Raw genomic sequence first — 18945 nt, 5'->3', positions numbered from 1 at the left:
CGGTCGAGAAGTTCGACTACACCAAGGGCTACAAGTTCTCCACGTACGCCACCTGGTGGATCCGCCAGGCCATCACCCGCGCCATGGCCGACCAGGCCCGCACCATCCGCATCCCGGTGCACATGGTCGAGCAGGTCAACCGGATGGTGCGCGCCCGCCGTGACCTGGCCACCTCGCTGGGACGCGAACCGAACATCGCCGAGATCGCCAAGGCGATGGGGGTGCCGGAGTTCCAGGTCATCGAGCTCATCTCGTACGACCGCGAGCCGGTCAGCCTGGACCAGGCGGTCGGCGACGACGGCGAGAGCGCACTCGGCGACTTCGTCGCGGCGGTCGACCCGCGCGGCGAACCGGGCGACGGCGTCACCCAGGGTGAGCTGCGCAACGAGGTGGAGATCGTGCTCGCCACGCTGAGCGAGCGCGAGTCCGCGGTGATCCGGCTCCGCTTCGGCCTGGACGACGGCCGGCAGCGCACGCTGGACGAGGTGGGCCGCGAGTTCGGCCTGAGCCGCGAGCGGATCCGTCAGATCGAGAAGGTCACCATGCTCAAGCTGCGCGACCCGCAGCGCGCGTCCCGCCTGGAGGCGTACGCCAGCTGAACGCGGTAACGCCCCCGCGGCGTCACCACCCGAAAGGTCGGTCGCCATCCGCGACCGGCCTTTCCGTGCGTCAAGGGGTGGACAGGCGGCGGGGGCCGGAGTCGCGGCGGGTGCCGGCGGTGCCGATCTCCATGGCGGCGTGCAGGACCGAGTAGCCGTCCGGGCGGGTCAGTACCGGGTTCAGGGACAGGGCGCGGATCCGTGGATGGTCGTCGGCCAGTCGGCCCACCCGCAGCAACAGGTCGATCAGCGCGTCCCGGTCGACCGGCGCGGAGCCGCGGTACCCGTGCAGCAGCGGCGCCGCCCGCGGCTCGTCCACCAGCGCCTCGGCCGCCCGGTCGGTCAGCGGCGCGGCGCGCCAGGCGATGTCGCCGAGCAGTTCGCTGGCCACGCCGCCCAGGCCGAAGCCGACCACCGGGCCGAACGCCGGGTCCTCGACCATCTCGATCGTGCACGCCACGCCGGGCGGCACCATGGTCTGCACCAGCACGTCCGGGCCGAAGGCGGCGCTGAGCTCGGCGTACGCGGCGGTGACGTCGTCCGGGTCGGCCAGTGCCAGCCGCACCGCGCCCAGATCGATGCGGTGCCGCAGGGCCCGCCCGGCCGCCTTCAGGGCGACCGGGTAGCCGACCTCGGCGGCGGCCGACAACACCTGGTCCAGGGTGGACGCCGAGGTGGACGGGACCACCGGGATGCCGTACGACGCCAGGATCTCGGCCGGCGGTCCGTCCAGGTCGGGCGCGGCGTCCACGCCGGACAGGGCCGGGACCACGCCGGGTGGGCGGCGCAGCCAGTCGGCGTACGCGGCGACCCGGCCCAGCGCCCGCACCGCCTCCTCCACCGACGGGTAGGACGGCACCCGGCTGGCCAGCGCGCCCAGCAGGAACGTGGCCACCGTCGGCTTCTCCCCGGCCAGCGCCACGCTGCCCAGCGCCGCGGCGAAGTCGGTGTCCTCGTCCGGCAGCTGCCCGGGCAGCGGCGGCGCGAACACCACCACCAGCGCGTCCACCCGCTCGTCGACGGCCGTGTCGGCGAGCGCGTCGGCGAAGTCGTGCGCCGACGCCTGCGGGCTGATGTCGTGCGGATAGCCGTCCGCGACGGTGAGCCCGTTCGCCCGGCAGGCCGCCACCGCCAGGCCGGACAGCGCGGACGAGTTGCCCACCACGCCGACCCGCCGGCCGGCCGGCAGCGGCTGGTGGGCGAGCAGGATGCCGACGTCGAACAGTTCCGCCACGGTGTCCACCCGGATGACGCCGGAGCGGGCGAACAGCGCGGTCACCGCGTTCGCGTCCGGGCCCGGCAGGTCGCCGGCCAGGCCGGGCGGGCGGGTCGCCGACGCCACCGCGACCACCGGCTTGATCCGGCTCATCCGGCGCGCCAGCCGGGCGAACTTGCGCGGGTTGCCGAACGTCTCCAGGTAGAGCAGCACGGCATCGGTGCCGGGATCGTCCTGCCAGTACTGCAGCAGGTCGTTGCCGGACACGTCGGCGCGGTTGCCGGCCGACACGAAACTGGACAGGCCGAGCCCGCGCCGGTCCGCCTCGGCCAGCAGGGCCACGCCGAGCGCACCGGACTGGCTGAAGAACCCGACCCGCCCGGCCGCCGGGAGCCGGGGCGCGAGCGTGGCGTTCAGGCGTACCCCGGGGTCGGTGTTGGCCAGGCCCATGCTGTTGGGACCGACCACCCGCAGCCCGGCCGCGTGGGCCTGCTCGATCAGGGCGCGTTGCGCGGCCGCGCCCGCCGGGCCGGCCTCGGCGAAGCCGGCCGACAGCACCACCAGCCCGCCCGCTCCGGCGGCGGCCGCGTCCGCCACGGCCGCCGCGACGACCTCCGGGGGTACGGCGATGACGGCCAGGTCGATGTCCGCGCCGGCGCCGACCGCACTGGGGTACGCCGGGAGCCCGCTGACCCGGTCGGCGTGCGGGTGCACCGGCACCACCGCGCCGGTGTACCCGCCGTCGCGCAGGTGACCGAGCACCGCCGCGCCGATGCCCTGACCGCTGGCGCTGGCGCCGTAGACCGCCACGCCGCGCGGCTGCAGCAGCCGTGCGATGGACCGGGCCTCGGTCCGGTGCTCCCGGCTCTCCTGCACCTCGCGAGACTTCTCGGTGGCCGCGATCGGGAAGCTCAGGTGCACCACGCCGTCGTCGTACTTGCGCTGGATCTGATAGCCGAAGTCGCTGAACACCCGGAGCATGCCGCCGTTCTGCGGCAGCACCTCGGCGACGAACCGGGTGATGCCGTTCTCCTGTGCCGCCTCGGCGAGGTGTTCCAGCAGCACCGAGCCGATGCCGCGGCCCTGGTGCGCGTCCTCCACCACGAACGCCACCTCGGCGTCCGGCGAGCCCGGGCCGAGCCGCTCGTACCGGCCGACCGCCATGATCCGCGGGCCGCTGACGATGACGAACGCCTCCCGGTCGCGGTGGTCGACGTTGACGAAGCGTTCCAGGTCGCGTTCCGGGATCCGCGGGTACGGCGAGAAGTAGCGCAGGTACCGGGTGCGGTCGCTGAGCTTGGAGTGGAACTCGACGATGGCCGGCGCGTCGTCCGGCCGGATCGGGCGCAGGTGGACCGCGCTGCCGTCGGAGAGCAGAACGTCGGCACTTCGGTCCACCACGACTCCTCTCGGTCCACCTTGTCCGGTCGGCACCGAACGTCCGGCCAGTCCCGGGCGTCCGGCCGGTCCCGCCGTCCGGTCAGTCCCGGACGTCCTGCGGGTCCAGCCCGTGCAGCGGAAAGACCGCCTTGCGGGTCGCCAGGATCGCCTTGTCCACCGGGTCCGGGGTGGTGCCCGGTGCCCAGCGTTCCACCGGCGGCTCGACGCCGTCGCCCATCGTCCGCGGAATCACCGCACCGGGGCAGCGCTCGGCGGCGAGCCGGCGCCAGCCCGGCGGGGTGGGCGTGGCCGGGTCGAGCGGTTCGCCGGTGATCACCGCGAGCAGATGCGTCCAGGCGCGCGGGACGACCTCGGCGAGCGCGTACCCGCCGCCGCCGGTGGCCACCCAGCGGCCCGCGCAGACCTCGTCGGCGAGATCCCGCAACGCCAGGTACGCGGCCCGCTGCCCGTCCACCGACAGCTGCAGGTCGGCGAGCGGGTCGGCCCGGTGCGCGTCCGCCCCGCACTGGGTGAACAGCAGCTCGGGGGCGAACGCCCGGACCACCGACGGCACCACGGCGTGGAACGCGCGCAGCCAGCCGGCGTCCCCGGTGCCGGGCGGCAGGGCCAGGTTCACCGCCGTACCCTCGGCGCCGGGCCCGCCGGTCTCGGTCGGGAAGCCGGTGCCCGGGAACAACGCCAGCGGCGTCTCGTGCAGGCTGACCGTGAGCACCCGCGGGTCGTCCCGGAACGCCGCCTCGACGCCGTCGCCGTGGTGCACGTCGATGTCCACGTACGCGATCCGCTGCGCGCCGGCGTCGAGCAGCCGGGTGATCGCCACCGCCGGGTCGTTGTAGACGCAGAAGCCGGAGGCCCGGTTCGCCATCGCGTGGTGCAGGCCGCCGGCCACGTTCACGGCGGCACCCACCTCGCCGTGCCAGACCGCGTCGGCGGCCGCCATGGTGGCGCCGCAGATCCGGGCGCTGGCCTCGTGCATGTGGTCGAAGACCGGGTTGTCCGGGGTGTTGAGTCCCCATCCGGTGAAGAACGGGTCGCTCGGTGCCGCCCGCACGGCGTCCAGGTAGTCCGGCCGGTGGACGCGGGTCAGGGCCGCGTCGTCCGCGCTCGCCGACGACACCATCCGGACCCCGGGCCGGTCCAGCACGCCCAGTTCCCGGGCCAGGGCCATGGTCAGCTCGAGCCGGACCGGATTGAGCGGATGGTCGCCCATGTCGTACCCGAGGAACGCGGAGTCCCAGACCACCGCCGTCGTGCCGTCCGCCATGCCGCCATCGTCGCACGGTGCGGCCGAACCGGCTCCGCTCAGAGGGCGCCCCAGGTGACGTGGTGATGGCCGGTCGCGGTGACGATCTCGTACCGGTGGGCGGCCGCCCACTCCTGGGCGCACGCGCGCAGCTCCGGTGATCCCGAGTTCAGGTACACCTCGGCGATCGGCTCGCGGCCCATCCACCAGAGCAGGCGGCAGAGCACCTCCTCGGTACCGGGAATGCCGAGCTTGATCGCCAGGTACACCACCCGTTGCTTGGCCGGGTCGACGGTGACCAGCCGCTCCAGGGCGGCCAGATACATCTCGACCGGCGCGGCGCGCAGCTGCTCGGGCAGCGACGTGCCGATCGGCTTGTGCGCGCTGCCGACCGGCGTCAGCGTGTCGGCACCGCGGCGCAGCAGCCGCACCACCTCGGCGAGTCGCGGCATCTCGGCCGGCGTGAAGCCGTGCCGGTTCCGCACCCGTTCCCCGGCGCCGTGCCGGATCAGCCAGGCCACCGCGTCCGGCCGGTTCTCGTAGTACGCCACGTGCAACGCGGTGTCGCCGCCCGGGTCCGTGGCGTCCGGGTCGGCACCGGCGCGGAGCAGCTCGGCGAGCAGCTCCACGTCACCGCGGCGCGCGGCGCCGTGCAGCGTCGGCGGGAGAACCACCGGCCGGCGTACCGGCCTCCGCCTCGACCACCAGACCGCGACGGCGAGCAGGAGCAGGAGCGCCGTCGTCGCGAGCACCACGTCCATCGGCGCATCCTGCGGGTCGGCGGCGGCGCCGCTCCGCGGGTGGCCGGAAGCGGCCACCGACCCGTCGGTCACGCCTTGTCGCGCCGGGATTCGGCAGTGCGTAAACAACTCGACTAGGATTAATCGTTGCAGCAGCTCCTGGAGGTATACGTGGCGGCCCGAACGCACAACACGACCAGCAATTCGTCGAGCGCTCATAAGCACGATCTCGTCGACACGACCGAGATGTACCTGCGTACCATCCTCGAGCTAGAGGAAGAGGGCGTGACCCCGTTGCGGGCCCGGATCGCGGAACGCCTGCACCAGAGCGGTCCGACGGTCAGCCAGACGGTCGCCCGGATGGAGCGCGACGGGCTGCTCACCGTCGAGAACGACCGGCACCTGGTGCTCACCGAGCAGGGCCGGCTGGCCGCCGTCGCGGTCATGCGCAAGCACCGGCTCGCCGAGCTGCTGCTGGTCAACGTCATCGGCATGCCCTACGAGGAGGCCCACGAGGAGGCCTGCCGGTGGGAGCACGTGATGAGCGACTCGGTGGAGAAGAAGGTGTACGAGCTGCTCAACCGGCCGACCCGCTCGCCGTACGGTAATCCGATCCCCGGTCTCGAGGTGCTCGGCGTGCCGGACGACGAGCCGGTGGAGAGCAGCGCCGCCCAGGTCAGCGTCGGCGAGCGGAACCTCGCGTTCCCCGGGCTGACCGGCAGCGTCGTGGTGCGGCGCATCTGCGAGAGCGTGCAGACCAACGCCACCGTGCTGCGCCAGCTGCACGCGGCCGGCATCGACCCGGGCGCGACGGTCACCGTGGCGCAGGAGCGCGACTCGGTCACCATCGACCGGTCCGGCGACAAGATCAGCCTGCCGCGCGAGGTGGCGTCCCGGGTGTTCGTGGACGCGCACTGACCCGGATCAGCCGGCCGTGGTGCTCAGCGCCTTGGCCAGCGAGACGAGGCGCGCCGAACCCTGATCGACCTGGTCGCGCGGCGCGCCCTTGGCGAACGTGTAGGTCAGCGTCTGCACCTGTCCGGCGTCGCTGAGCCAGCCGATCTCGATGCTGTGGCCGTACCCTCGGGCGGGTTTGCGCACCAGCCGGTAACCGGCCTTGCCGAGGCCCTTCACCTTGGTCGCCTTGGCGGGCATCGCGGCGTCCAGGAACGTCGCGGCGTCGGCCTTGGTGCTCTCCACCACGGACAGCACGAGGTACGGCGCGTCGCCACCCTCGGTCTGCACCACGCAGGTGGAGGTGTCGCCGATGCTCTGCGACGCCGCGACCGTAAACGTCACGCCGAGCGTCTTCTTCAGGAGTCCGTAGTCCCAGAGGATGCACGCGCCGCCGGCCGAGGCAGCGGGTTGCTGGACGACCGAGACGGGCGGCAGCTTCGCCGGCGGCTTCTCCTCGGTGCAGCCGGCCACCGCCAGCAGGGCGGCCGCGATGCCGACCGCGATGGAACGGGAACGCACCTTGGTCCTCCCGAATGAGCCGGGCCACACCTTATGGGGTACGGCGGCGGTTACGGAAGGTCGAACTTAGGCACCATCGGTGTACGGACAGTGACGGCACCCGCGTCCGCAGCAGGTGCCGCGGTCGGCGAGGAATCCGGCGGTCAGCACGAACAGTCCGGTCTCCGGATCGAGGTAGCCCGGCCGTCCCTCGCCCAGGGCGGCGGCGTGGGCAGCCAGGATCTCGGCGCGCCGGGGATGGTCGGGCGCCAGCCGCGTGGGGTGCGGCTGGGTCAGCGGGCGCGACGACAACTCCACCGGACGACCCTAGCCGAGGCTACTTGACAGCGCCCGTCAAGTGGCGGAACGATGTGCCGGTGGATGATCGCGAGGCGCTGGTCGAGCAGATCGTCCGGATGCTCGACGTCCGGCTGCTGGACCCGCTCGAGGTGCTGCTCGACGGCGACGACGTGGTGCACGCGCTGCGCGACCTGATCCGGATCCGGGCCGGGCGCTGGGCGGACGGCCTGCGCCACGGCGACGACAGCACCGCGCTGGGCACGGCGATCCGCCTGATCGCCACGCTCCACCCCGACGACCGCGCCTTCGACCCGCCGCCCGAGTGGTGGCAGACCCCGCTGGGAAAGATCGTCGCCCGGCGGGTCGGCCACCCGGCCGCCGAGTCGCTGTCCTACGCCACCGCCGGCGCCATGCTCGGCATCAGCCGCCAGGGCGTGCACGACCTGGTCCGGCGGGGGCGGCTCCCCCGCCACCCGAACGGCGGGGTGCCCACGTCCGCGATCCGGGACCGGCTGCGCGCCACCCCGCCCGCGACCGCACCGCGGACGCACCAGCCACCGCGTCCGGCCGACGCCGGACCGCAACCCACCTCCGAGGAGAAGCAGTGATCAACGACCGCCTGATCGACGCCGGCGAACTGCCGATCGCCGTCCGCGACTTCGGCGGTGACGCCCCGCCGGTGCTGCTCCTGCACGGCGCGGGCGGCAACCTGGCCCAGCTGACCACGCTGGCCCGGGCCCTGCGTCCGCACCACCGGGTGATCACCATGGACCTGCGCGGCCACGGCCGGTCCGGCGACGGCACCTGGACGTGGGACGCCGCCCTGGCCGACCTCGCCGCGGTCGTGGTGCAGCTGGACCTGCACCGGCCGGCGATCGTCGGGCACTCGCTGGGCGGCATGCTCGCCGCGCTCTGGGGTCAGCGGCACCCGGAGGCGGCGGGCGTGGTGAGCCTGGACGGTAACCCGCCGCCGACCCGGCCGGACCGCCTGCCCGGGATGGACCCGGAGAAGGCCACCGCCGAACTGGCCCGGCTGCACGCCGCGTTCGACACCATGCACGCCGGCATGGGCCGGGTCATCGAGGCCGACCAGCTCCCCGACCTGGTAGAACGTCAGCGGATGGCGGCCCGCGACATGGGCGCCAACGAGAAGGTGTGGATCGAGGGCTTCCGCCGCAACCTGGCACACGTCGCCGGCGAGACGTCGATGCGCCCGTCGGCCCAGGCCGCGGCCGAGATGCGCACGCTGATGAACGAGCTGGACCTCGGCGACGTCTACGCCACGATCCGCTGCCCGGCCCTGGTCGTGCTGGCCACCCGCGACCTACCGGAACAGGAACCGTTCGCCGACCTGTACGCGGCCCACCGCCGCTACCTGCTCGACCAGGTGGCCGCCACGCCGGTCCGGTACCTCCAACTGGCGGACGCCTCGCACGCCATGGTGATCGAGCAGCCGGTCCTGCTGGCGCGGGTGATCAGCGACTTCCTGCTCCAGGGCCGGTAGCCGGACGGTCCAGATAGGCCGGCGGCCGGTCCAGGCAGCTGGCCCAGCCCGCGCGGTACGCCTCCGCGGTCTCCGCGTCGACCTGGTCGTGCACCACCAGCAGGTCGGCGCCGCCGCCGGCCGGGGTGAGCGTGATCGTCACCCGGCTGTCCCGGTCGTCACCACCCCGGCGCCACGACTGCACCATCCGGCGCGGCGGGTCCATCTCCCGGTAGACGTCGGCGAATCCCCTGCCGTGGCCCGGACGCCGAAGGCGCCGCCCGGTCGCGGGTCCGCGGCCGCCTGCGGGTGCACGGACGCCGGCCGCCCACGGGACAGCGTGGTCAGCCATCGCGCGTCCACCCGCGGCATCCGGGCGTGGATCGCGCGGGCCGTGCGGACTTCCGGCGCCCACCTCACCCGAACTCCACACACACCCGCGGCACCCACCAACCGTGCGAACTTCCGGCACCCACCCCACCCGAACTCCACACACACCCGCGGCACCCACCAACCGTGCGAACTTCCGGCACCCACCCCACCCGAACTCCACACACCGGTGGCACCGGCAGGCTCGGCGCAACTGCGGCACTGCACGAGCGGCGCGGACCTGCGACGGTATGACGACGCTGGTGTTGCACTGGAGCGCTCCAGTGGAACACCAGCGTCAGAAAGCACCGGACCGGCGGCCCCGGACGGACCGTGGTCAGCCGACGGTCAGCGTGAACTCCGCGGTGTTGTCGCTCGGGTCGACGTCGTCGAGCGACCCGAACCACTGTGCCGACACGGTCGTCGAGCCGGTGCCGGTGGCGCCCGGCGCGATGCCCGGTTCCGCGCTCACCAGCAGGTCGAACGTGCGGCTCTCACCCTGCATGTACGTGCCCCCCGGCAACGGGCAGCTCTCGCCGCACGGTGCCGACGGGTCGGTGCCGGTCCAGGTGAAGCCGGCCGGCAGCGCGAACCGCGCGTCCAGGTCGTAGTGCGGCGCGTCGCCGGCCCAGTGCACCGTGACCGGGACCCGACCGGCGAAGCCGCCGTCGGGCTGCGGGGTCAGCGTCGCGTCGCCCGCGGTGACCGACAGGTCGGAGCGGGTGTCCTGGGTGTACGGCTGCGGCTTGGACAGCGAACCGGTGGTGGACCGGAACAGCGTCCGGGCGGCGGCGGTGGCCCGGACCGCCGGGTCGGACTGGAGCGAGACCTCGAGCGTCGTGTCGGCCGCCCGCATCGCGTGGCCGCGCGGGGCGGTCAGCACCTGGAACTCGAGGCGGACCCGGCGGGTCTCCCCGGGCTGCAGTTCCGCCACCGAGCAACTCACGTCCAGGCGGCCGGTCTCCGACGGTCCGGACATGCAGGCCTCGGACGGGAGGACGGTGACGAAGGAGCCCGCGACCGGCTCCTCGAACTCGAGGTTGGCGCCGGTGGGCTCGTCGCCCTGGTACGTGATGGTGATCGGCAGGAGGCCGCGGTAGCCGCGCTCACCGGGCTCCAGCACGAGGCGGCCGGCCTGGACGGTCACGGAAGGTTCGGCGGCCTGGGCGGTCGTCCCGGTGCCCAGGGTGGTGCCGGCGAGGACGGCGGCGACCATCAGGCCACGGCCGACGTAGGTTCGGATAGACACGGCCGGGAGCCTATCCAGGATGATCTACGCCCGCTGCCCCGTCGACGCGGTGCAGCGGCCGGGCGGCGCCGGACGCGGCCAGGCCGATCGCCACCGCTCCGAACACCACCAGCAGCGCCCGGAGCACCCCGAACTGCTCTGCCAGGAGGCCGATCAGGGGCGGACCGGCGAGGAACGCCCCGTACCCGATGGAACCCGCCACCGAGACCCGGATCGCGGCCCGCAGCGGGTCGTCCGCGGCCGCGCTCATGCCGATCGGGAAGCCCAGCGACGCGCCGGCACCCCACAGCAGCGCGCCGAGCAGCACCAGCGGCACCCCGGCACCGGACACCACCAGCAGCAGGCCGAGTGCGGCGGACAGGGCGGTGATCCGGAGTACGGTGACCCGGCCCCAGCGCTCGATGCCGTACCCGCCGAACAGCCGGGCCAGGGTCATCGCGGTGACGAACGTGCCGAAGCCGAGCGCGCCGACCGTCTCGCTGGCGTGGTAGCCGTCCACCAGGCTGATCGCCAGCCAGTCGTTCGCCGCGCCCTCGGTGAAGCCGAAGCCCAGCATGATCATGCCGATGAGCAGCGTGCGCGGCTCCCGCCAGGCCTGCCGGACGTTCATCGCCGGCTTCTGGCCGTCGGGCAGCGGCTGGTGCGGCAGGAACCGCCGGACCACCACGGCCATCACGGCGGCGGTCAGGGCGGCGGTGAAGAAGAGTTGGGTCGACACCGCGACGCCGGACGCGGCCGCCGCGGCGCTGAGGCCGGCGCCGAGTACGGTGCCGAGGCTGAAGCCGGCATGAAAACGGGGCATCACGGTACGGCCGAGTTGCCGTTCCACGTCCGCGCCCTCGACGTTCATGGCGACGTCCCAGGTGCTGTTGCCCATTCCGGCGAGGACCAGGCCCGCGCCGGCCAGCGGGACCGAGCCGAGCGCCGTACCGCTGCCCAGCGCGACCAGGCCGAGCACCATCGACCCGGAGCCCAGCATCACGGCCCGCGCCGGGCCGACCCGCTGGACCAGCGGTCCGGCGAGCGGGATGGCCGCGATCGCCGACGCCGACAGGCAGAGCAGCAGGAGCCCGAAGCCGGCCGCGGACAGGTGCAGGTCGTCGCGGACCGCGGGGGCCCGGGCCAGCCAGCCCGCGTACGCGAGCCCGTTGGCGGTGAAGGTGACGCCGACCGCGACCTTGGCGGTCGCCAGCCGGGCGCGGTCGTCGATGGCGGTCACCACCTCAACTTAACCGTTAAAGCGGCGGGCCGCGAACGGCACCGGCCGGTTAATCGCTCGGCAGTACGGCACGGAGCTGCTACAACCGGGCAATGAGTGACGAGCATCTCGATCGGCGCCAGGCAGAGCTGCAACAGGCCGGACGGGAGATGCTCGGCTCGATCGGCAGCCTCTTCGACGGCCTGGCCGCGCCGATCCCGACCGGCAGCTTCGTGTCCGGGCTGATGGTGTGGCCCGACCTGGACGTCATGGTGCTGGGCGGCCCGTCATTCCGCCCGCACGACGTGCTGGCGCTGCTCGGGCGGGCCGTCGAGCTGCCCGGCCTGACCGGCTTCGACTACACCGACGAGCGCGGCGACCGCTCGCCCACCGGCGAGCAGCGGGACGAGCGGTACCACGTGACGTTGGCGCTGCGCGGCTGGCGGATCGACCTGTCCGTCTGGCTCTACGACGATCACGCCAACGTGACCGCGTACCACGAGGAGCTGGCCCGCACGGTGACCGCCGAGCAGCGGGTCGCGATCCTGCGGATCAAGGACGTGTGGCACCGCCGGCCGGAGTACCCGGACGAGATCGGCGGCTTCGAGATCTACCAGGCGGTGCTGGACCAAGGGGTACGCACGCCCGAGGAGTTCGGCGCCCACCTGGCCCGCGGCTGACCGGCCCGGTCAGCCGATCCGGATCGTCTTCGCCACGCTCGGCACCCCCTTGGCGTCCAGCGCGAACAGCATCCAGTACCCGGGCAGCGCCACCCCCGGGTCCGCCGGGATGGTGACCCGGTAACCGCCGCCCTCCGCGGCCGTCGAGGTGAGCGCGAGGCGCCGCTGGTCGGTGTTCACCGTGTGGGTCACCGTGCCCATCCGGACCAGCGAGAACGCCGTCACCGGCCGGTCCGTCGCCACGGTCACGGACGCGCCGTTGGCCGCGGTCGCCGGGGCGTCGGTGATCACCGGGCGGGCGGCCGGCGTACCGTCCGGATTGAGCAGGTACGGCGGCGTGAAGATCTCGCCGTCGAAATGGTTCCCCGGACAGTTGCCGCACAACCCGCCGCCGCCGGTGAAGACCCGGGCGTCCGGCATGAGCAGACCCACGCTGTGGTACGTCCGCGGCACCACCGCGGACGCCATCCGGGTGAACGTCTCCGTCGCCGGGTCCCACAGCTCGGCACTCAGCACCGCGGTGTTGTCCGAGAACGGCGCCGGGAAGTTCTGTCCCCCGGTCACCAGCACCTTGCCGTCGGGGAGCGCCACGCTGCTGTGGAAGGCCCGCGCGTTCGCCATCTCGGACACCTTGCGGGTGCTGACCGTGGTGCCGTTCACCGTGATCACGTACGCGTTCGTGGTCGAGCCGATCCCCTCGTAGCTGGTCGCGCCCCCGACCGCGAGGATCTTGCCGGCGTCGTACATCACCGCGGTGCCGTTCATCGCGTCGTTGTCGTCGCTCCGCACGCCCGCCGATGTGACGCTGCCGTTGCCGGTGGTGGTGTACCAGTTCATCCGCCTGCTCGGCCCGGCCTGCAGCACCCGCCCACCACTCCAGGCGAACAGCCACGCGTGGTTGTCCTTGCGGTAGTCACCGTCCGGGTTGGCGTCCGCGGTCAGCATCGGTGCGGCGGGGGCGCCGGACAGGGCCCGCCAGCCGGTCGCCGCCGACCACACCTCGCCGCCCTTGTGCGGGGTGCCGGCGATGCCGCCGATGCCGCCGCTCCACGAACCGCCGATGGTGAAGACCCGGCCGTCCGACAGCGTGGTGCTGGCGTGGTAGCCGCGCGGGGTGGTCATCGTCGGCCCGGTCGTCCAGGCGTCGGTGGACGGGTCGTACCAGCTCGTCTTGCCGGCGTCGTTGCCGCCGGTCACCATGACCCGGCCGTCCGGCAGGTAGGAGATGCCGGGGCAGAACATGTCGTGCCCGGTCTCGGTGACGGTGCGCTGGGAGACCACGCCGGCCACCGGGTCGTAGGTGGCCGTGACGGTCTTGCCGCGCCCGCCGCTGAACGCGTTCGGTGCGTACGCCGACCAGGTGAGGATCCGCCCGTCCGGCAGCTGGGCCGCGGCCACCGGCACCAGCGGGAACCCGACGGGCGCGCTCCACCGGCCGCGCTGCGCCACCACGGCACCGTTCGGCCCGAGCAGGTTGATCTCCGCGGCGCTGCTCCACGGCCCGCGCCGCCCGGCCTCGGAGTGCGCGGTGAGCCGGACGTACCGGGCGGTGACCGTGGGGAAGACGGCGGTCTGCAGGGCCGGGCTGTCCGGGAACGCGTCGTTGCTGACCCGGGTGGTCCACGACGAACCGTCGGTGCTGGTGGCGATGGTGTACCGGCCGATCCGGCCGTTCGCCGCGGCGGCCGGCCGGGGCAGATAGGTCAACCCGCCCAGCGGTCTGGCGGACTTCGTGTCGATGGTCAGCGTGTGCGGCAGCGGGGCCGCCGGCGTGGTGTTGTACGCCGAGTGCCAGATCGTGGTGGCGTTGCCGTCCAGCACGCTCGCGGCCAGCAGGCCCGGGTGCTGGCTGTCCGCGGTGACGGTCCAGCCGGTCCGGGCGAGCGTCGGATTGGCCCGGCCCAGCACGTTGAGTTCCGCGGCGCTGGACCACGGGCCGCGGCCGCCGGCCTCGGACAGCGCGGTCAGCCGGACGTAGCGGGCCAGTTCGGGGCTGAACGTGACAGTCTTCGCGGTGCCGGTGTCGGCGAACGACCCGGTCGTGGCCGCCGGCCCCCAGGTCGTGCCGTTCATGCTGGTCTGCACCCGGTACCGGCCGATGGCCCCGTTGCGGGACGCGCCCTGCCGGGGCAGATAACTCAGACCGGACACCAGATTCGGGGTACGCAGGTCGACGGTGAGCTGGTGCGGCAGCGCCGCCGCCGGGGGCCGGCTGTACGCGGTGTGCCAGAACGTGGCGGTGTTGCCGTCGAGCACGTTGGCGGCCGCGTAGTTCGCCGCCGCGGTCTCCTGGCTGTCCGTGCTGACCGTCCAGCCGTTGCGCGGCAGGGCGGGGTCGACGCCGCCGAGCAGGTCCAGTTCCGCCACGCCGACGATCGGGCCGCGGCCGCCGGCCTCGGTGATCGCGGTCAGCCGCACGAACCGGGTCACCACGGTGCCGATGGTGACCGTCTTGAGCACGTCGTCGTCGGCGAACGTACCGGTGGCGACCGGTTGACCCCAGGTGGTGCCGTCGGTGCTGACCGACACCGCGTACTGGCCGATCCGGCCGTCCGCCGGGTCGGCCGGCGGCAGGTAGGTGAGTCCGTTCACCGCCACCAGATTGTGCGTGTCCACCACGATGGTGTGCGGCAACGCCGTGCCGCCGGAGCGCCACACCGTGTCGGAGTCGCCGTCGACCGCCCGCTCCGCGACGTCCGGAGTGGTCGCGCCGTCCGCCTGGACCGTCCACCCGTCCCTAGGCACCGGACCGGGCAACGCCACGGCCACCGGCACGCCACGCGGCATGACGTGCGCCGCGTGCGGATCGGCCGCCACCGACCCGGAACCGGGCGCGTGGGCCACGACGGCGACGCCGGTGAACAGCGCCATGATCAGAGTCGCCGCACCTGCGCGCCGCTTCATTCCCCGCCCCCATCAAGCCCCGTCAATCCTTCGATTGGACCCTGCCGGGGCGGCGGGAGGAATGGGTCGATCGGCCATCGACTGTGTCCGATTCGATACCCGGCCCGCGTTCTCGTCGATACACAGCCCGCGTTCTCGGGCGCCGGTGCCCGATGCGATACCCGGCCCGCGTTCTGGAACGCCGGTGTCCGGCTCCGATGTGGGCGTACCGCGGTCAGGCGAACCAGGTGATCGACTGTCCGTGCCCACCGGTCCAGGCCAGCGGCCTTCCGTCCAGGGCGAGGAGGTTCCGAAACGGTCCGGCCGGCGACGGCGGCAGGTCGTCGACCGGAATCGCGTCCCGGCCGTCGTTGGCCAGCCAGTGGCCGGGCAGGGTGCGGACCACCTCGGCGAACGCCGCCCGGCGCGGGGCCGGCACCTGGTACAGGACGGACGAGTGGAACACCACCAGAGTGGACCCGGCCGGCGCCTGCGCGGCCAGTCCCGGCAGGTCGTCCACCAGGTCCCCGCGGACCAGGCGCGGCGGGTCGGCCGCGGCCACCGCGGCGGCGGCCCGCAACCGGGCCCGGCGACGGGTGTGCTCCGGCCAGATCAGCGCCTCCAGCCAGGCCAGGTCGGCCGGGTCGGTCACGTCCAGCGGGTTCCGGTCCAGGCCGGCCCGCCACACCACCTCGGGCCGGCGGTCCGGGGGCGTGAGCCCGGTCGCCGCGCAGTCCAGGACCGGTGCGCCGTCGCCCAGGACGTGGTCGCCGTACCGGTAGGCGTACCGGTCGGGATACAGGCACAACCCGGCGGACGCGCCGACCTCCAGCAGGGCCAGCGGCTGCGGCAACGCGGCGAGCACCGGCAACAGGACGGCGCACCGCCCGGCCTCGTTCGTCTGGGTGCCGCGGTGCCGCAGTTCCGCCTCGACGGCCGGCCAGTTGCCCGCCACGTACCCGTGGAACGCCGCCGGGTCTCCGACCGGGCCGCCGAGCAGACGGACCACGCCGAACAGCAGGTTGGGCTGCCGCTTGGCCGGCGGAACCGTCGCCAGCAACGCCAGCAGACGGTCGTCGCGGGACACCGCGTCCGCGAGGCGCTCGTACGTCGGCGAGACGCCGCGCGCCTCGCGTGCGGCGAACTCGGCGTAGCTGCGGCGAAGCGCGGTCACCTGCATGTCGGTCACCGCGCCTCGCCCCTGTCGCTGATCCGGCGTCAGCTGCAGCCGGAGGTGGAGCCGCAGCCCTCGCAGACGTAGCAACTGCCCGCCGGGCGCATCTTCGTGCCGCAGGTGAAGCAGAGCGGCGCGTCCGCCGACGTGCCGAGGACCACCTCGAGCAGTTCGGTGGAGGAGCCGGCCGCGGACGGTGCCGCCTTCTCCGCCTCGACCGGCGCCGGAGCACCCGGCTGGGTGGCGGCTCCGACCGGTGCGGACACCGGCGCGGACGCGGCCATGCCGGCCAGGTCGACGCCCGCGGCCTCGGCCGCAGCCTCGGCCTGGATCTGGGCGGCCCGCTCCTTGGCGGTGAAGATGCCCAGTTCGGCACGGGTGTCGTACGGCAGGAAGTCGAGCGCCAGCCGCCGGAAGATGTAGTCCATCACCGACGCCGCCATGCGGATGTCCGGGTCGTCGGTCATGCCGGCCGGCTCGAAGCGCATGTTGGTGAACTTGCTGACGTACGTCTCGAGCGGAACGCCGTACTGCAGACCGATCGAGATCGCCACCGAGAAGGCGTCCATCACGCCGGCCAGCGTGGAACCCTGCTTCGACATCTTCAGGAAGACCTCGCCGAGGCCGTCGTCCGGGTAGGACGACGCGGTGAGGTAGCCCTCGGCGCCGCCGACCGAGAAGGACACCGTCTCCGACGGGCGCTTCTTGGGCAGGCGCTTGCGGACCGGGCGGTACTCGATGACCTTCTCCACCACCGGCTCGACCTTCTCGGCGACCTCGGTGGTCGCCTTGTTGGTCTTGGCGGCGGAGAGCGGCTGGCCGACCTTGCAGTTGTCCCGGTAGATCGCCAGCGCCTTCAGGCCCAGCTTCCAGCCCTGGAAGTGGATCTCCTCGATCTCCTCGACCGACGCCGACTCCGGCATGTTGACGGTCTTGGAGATCGCGCCGGAGATGAACGGCTGCACCGCGGCCATCATCCGGACGTGGCCCATCGGGGCGATGGACCGCTCGCCCATGGCGCAGTCGAACACCGCGTAGTGCTCCGGCTTGAGGCCCGGCGCGTCCACCACGTGACCGTGGTCGGCGATGTGCTCGACGATCGCCTCGACCTGCTCCTCGGGGTAGCCGAGGCTGCGCAGCGCCCGCGGGACCGTCTGGTTGACGATCTGCATCGAGCCGCCGCCGACCAGCTTCTTGAACTTCACCAGGGCCAGGTCCGGCTCGATGCCGGTGGTGTCGCAGTCCATCATCAGGCCGATGGTGCCGGTGGGCGCGAGCACCGACGCCTGGGCGTTGCGCCAGCCGTTCTTCTCACCGATCTTGTTGCCGTCCTGCCACTGCTTGGTGGCGGCCCGGACCAGTTCGGTCGCGACCGTCCCCTGCGGACGGATCACGTCGTTCGCGGCGGCGTGCTTGCGCATGACCCGCTTGTGCGCGTCGGCGTTGCGGGCGTACCCGTCGTAGGCGCCGACCACGCCGGCCAGCTCGGCCGAGCGACGGTACGCGGTGCCGGTCATCAGCGAGGTGATGGCGGCGGCCACGTTCCGGCCCCCGTCCGAGTCGTACGGCAGGCCGGACGCCATCAGCAGCGCGCCCAGGTTCGCGTACCCGATGCCCAGCTGGCGGTAGGCCCGCGTGGTCTCGCCGATCCGCTGGGTCGGGAAGTCCGCGAAGCAGATCGAGATGTCCATCGCGGTGATGATGAACTCGACGCTCTTGACGAACTTCTCGGTCTCGAAGCCGCCGTCGGCCTTGAGGAACTTCATCAGGTTCAGCGAGGCCAGGTTGCAGGACGAGTCGTCCAGCGACATGTACTCCGAACACGGGTTGGACGCGGTGATCCGGCCGGTCTCCGGGTTGGTGTGCCAGTCGTTGATCGTGTCGTCGTACTGCAGGCCCGGGTCGGCGCAGTCCCACGCCGCCTGGGCGATGTCGCGGAACAGCTTCTTGGCATCGATGGTCTCGATGACCTCACCGTTCAACCGGCCGCGCAGGTCGAACGTGCCGCCCGCCTCGACGGCCTGCATGAACTCGTCGCTGACTCGCACCGAGTTGTTGGCGTTCTGGTACTGCACGCTCACGATGTCGGAGCCGCCGAGGTCCATGTCGAACCCGGCGTCCCGCAGCGCCCGGATCTTCTGCTCCTCGCGGGCCTTCGTGTAGACGAACTCCTCGATGTCCGGGTGGTCCACGTCGAGAATGACCATCTTGGCGGCGCGCCGGGTGGCGCCGCCGGACTTGATGGTGCCGGCGCTGGCGTCCGCGCCGCGCATGAAGCTGACCGGGCCGCTGGCCGTGCCGCCGGAGGAGAGGAGTTCCCGGCTGGACCGGATCCGGGACAGGTTGACGCCGGAGCCGGAGCCGCCCTTGAAGATCAGCCCCTCCTCCTTGTACCAGTCCAGAATGGAGTCCATCGAGTCGTCGACCGACAGGATGAAGCACGCGCTGACCTGCTGCGGCGACGCGGTGCCGACGTTGAACCAGACCGGCGAGTTGAAGCTGAACACCTGGTGCAGCAGCATCCAGGTCAGCTCGTGCTCGAAGACGTCGGCGTCGGCCGGGCTCGCGAAGTACCGGTGGTCCTCGCCGGCCTTGCGGTACGTCTTCACCACACGGTCGATGAGCTGCTTGAGCGACCACTCGCGCTCGGGCGTGCCCACGGCGCCACGGAAGTACTTCGTGGTGACGATGTTCGCCGCGTTGACGCTCCACGACGTCGGGTACTCCACGCCGCGCTGCTCGAAGTTGATCGAGCCGTCCCGCCAGTTGGTCATGACGACGTCGCGGCGTTCCCACTCGACCTCGTCGTACGGGTGGACACCCTCGGTGGTCCAGACCCGCTCGACCCGCAGCCCCCCGACCGGCACGCCGGCGCCGCTCGTGCGGCTCCGCTGCTTCCCTGCTGTGATGCCGTCCCCGGCCATGGTGCTCCCCCTCGTTGTTACTGCTACTTCT

The 18945-nt window shown here is 72.8% G+C and carries 16 protein-coding genes; 5 read left to right on the top strand and 11 right to left on the bottom strand.

Annotated features, from left to right (window positions below; translation table 11 throughout):
- Positions 1-599 (top strand): sigma-70 family RNA polymerase sigma factor (locus LDL48_RS20910; protein WP_225256871.1); only part of this gene is annotated, 599 nt, incomplete at its 5' end.
- A 70-nt stretch (positions 600-669) separates the two neighbouring features.
- On the opposite strand, the gene LDL48_RS20905 is transcribed toward LDL48_RS20910, so the two are convergent.
- From LDL48_RS20905 to LDL48_RS20895, 3 genes are all read right to left on the bottom strand, one after another.
- Positions 670-3213, bottom strand: a complete 2544-nt coding sequence (locus LDL48_RS20905; RefSeq protein WP_225256870.1) for a bifunctional acetate--CoA ligase family protein/GNAT family N-acetyltransferase — start codon at positions 3211-3213, stop codon at positions 670-672.
- A gap of 82 nt (positions 3214-3295) precedes the next feature.
- On the bottom strand, positions 3296-4480 hold the full coding sequence (locus LDL48_RS20900) for an acetoin utilization protein AcuC (RefSeq protein ID WP_225256869.1): 1185 nt from the start codon (positions 4478-4480) through the stop codon (positions 3296-3298).
- Positions 4481-4518: 38 nt separating this feature from the next.
- Positions 4519-5292 (bottom strand): ankyrin repeat domain-containing protein, encoded by a 774-nt coding sequence (locus LDL48_RS20895; protein WP_225256868.1) that lies wholly within the window; start codon positions 5290-5292, stop codon positions 4519-4521.
- Positions 5293-5370: 78 nt separating this feature from the next.
- Between LDL48_RS20895 and LDL48_RS20890 the strand changes: the two genes are divergently transcribed.
- The gene (locus tag LDL48_RS20890) at positions 5371-6117 is read left to right on the top strand and encodes an iron-dependent transcriptional repressor DtxR (protein ID WP_225256877.1); all 747 of its coding nucleotides are present in this window, start codon (positions 5371-5373) and stop codon (positions 6115-6117) included.
- A gap of 6 nt (positions 6118-6123) precedes the next feature.
- On the opposite strand, the gene LDL48_RS20885 is transcribed toward LDL48_RS20890, so the two are convergent.
- Together LDL48_RS20885 and LDL48_RS20880 are read right to left on the bottom strand one after the other, a co-directional pair.
- Complete coding sequence (locus LDL48_RS20885) at positions 6124-6675, bottom strand: hypothetical protein (RefSeq protein WP_225256867.1); 552 nt, start codon at positions 6673-6675, stop codon at positions 6124-6126.
- A 66-nt stretch (positions 6676-6741) separates the two neighbouring features.
- On the bottom strand, positions 6742-6972 hold the full coding sequence (locus tag LDL48_RS20880) for a DUF5522 domain-containing protein (protein WP_225256866.1): 231 nt from the start codon (positions 6970-6972) through the stop codon (positions 6742-6744).
- 59 nt (positions 6973-7031) lie between these two features.
- Between LDL48_RS20880 and LDL48_RS20875 the strand changes: the two genes are divergently transcribed.
- Positions 7032-7562 carry a helix-turn-helix domain-containing protein gene (locus LDL48_RS20875; RefSeq protein ID WP_225256865.1) on the top strand — a complete coding sequence of 177 codons (531 nt, stop codon included), beginning with the start codon at positions 7032-7034 and terminating at the stop codon, positions 7560-7562.
- Positions 7559-8458 carry an alpha/beta fold hydrolase gene (locus tag LDL48_RS20870; protein WP_225256864.1) on the top strand — a complete coding sequence of 300 codons (900 nt, stop codon included), beginning with the start codon at positions 7559-7561 and terminating at the stop codon, positions 8456-8458. Before LDL48_RS20875 ends, LDL48_RS20870 begins: the two co-directional genes overlap by 4 nt.
- Here LDL48_RS20870 and LDL48_RS20865 read toward each other — a convergent pair.
- The 3 genes from LDL48_RS20865 to LDL48_RS20855 all read right to left on the bottom strand — a co-directional run bounded on the left by LDL48_RS20865 (position 8430) and on the right by LDL48_RS20855 (position 11274).
- The gene (locus tag LDL48_RS20865) at positions 8430-8789 is read right to left on the bottom strand and encodes an SRPBCC domain-containing protein (RefSeq protein WP_225256863.1); all 360 of its coding nucleotides are present in this window, start codon (positions 8787-8789) and stop codon (positions 8430-8432) included. The genes LDL48_RS20870 and LDL48_RS20865 overlap by 29 nt on opposite strands.
- Before the next feature lie 354 nt (positions 8790-9143).
- A complete protein-coding gene (locus LDL48_RS20860) occupies positions 9144-10055 on the bottom strand; it encodes a hypothetical protein (RefSeq protein WP_225256862.1) in 912 nt (303 codons plus the stop codon).
- A 10-nt stretch (positions 10056-10065) separates the two neighbouring features.
- Positions 10066-11274, bottom strand: coding sequence for an MFS transporter (locus LDL48_RS20855; RefSeq protein WP_225256861.1), 1209 nt, complete (start codon positions 11272-11274; stop codon positions 10066-10068).
- Between the two features lie 92 nt (positions 11275-11366).
- Here LDL48_RS20855 and LDL48_RS20850 point away from each other — a divergent pair, with 92 nt between their 5' ends.
- A complete protein-coding gene (locus LDL48_RS20850) occupies positions 11367-11933 on the top strand; it encodes a hypothetical protein (protein ID WP_225256860.1) in 567 nt (188 codons plus the stop codon).
- A 9-nt stretch (positions 11934-11942) separates the two neighbouring features.
- Here LDL48_RS20850 and LDL48_RS20845 read toward each other — a convergent pair whose 3' ends face one another.
- The 3 genes from LDL48_RS20845 to LDL48_RS20835 form a co-directional block, all read right to left on the bottom strand.
- Entirely contained in the window at positions 11943-14837 is a 2895-nt protein-coding gene (locus LDL48_RS20845; RefSeq protein WP_225256859.1) for a galactose oxidase family protein, read from the bottom strand.
- Between the two features lie 214 nt (positions 14838-15051).
- Positions 15052-15996 (bottom strand): DUF2332 domain-containing protein, encoded by a 945-nt coding sequence (locus LDL48_RS20840; protein ID WP_225256876.1) that lies wholly within the window; start codon positions 15994-15996, stop codon positions 15052-15054.
- A gap of 38 nt (positions 15997-16034) precedes the next feature.
- The gene (locus tag LDL48_RS20835; RefSeq protein ID WP_225256858.1) at positions 16035-18914 is read right to left on the bottom strand and encodes a vitamin B12-dependent ribonucleotide reductase; all 2880 of its coding nucleotides are present in this window, start codon (positions 18912-18914) and stop codon (positions 16035-16037) included.
- Between the last annotated feature and the right edge of the window lie 31 nt (positions 18915-18945).

The sequence above is a fragment of the Jidongwangia harbinensis genome (genome assembly GCF_020216025.1).
Classification (GTDB): Bacteria; Actinomycetota; Actinomycetes; order Mycobacteriales; family Micromonosporaceae; genus Actinoplanes; species Actinoplanes harbinensis.
The sequence above is the reverse complement of the archived record's forward strand: the minus strand, read 5'-3'. Positions and strand labels throughout refer to the sequence as shown.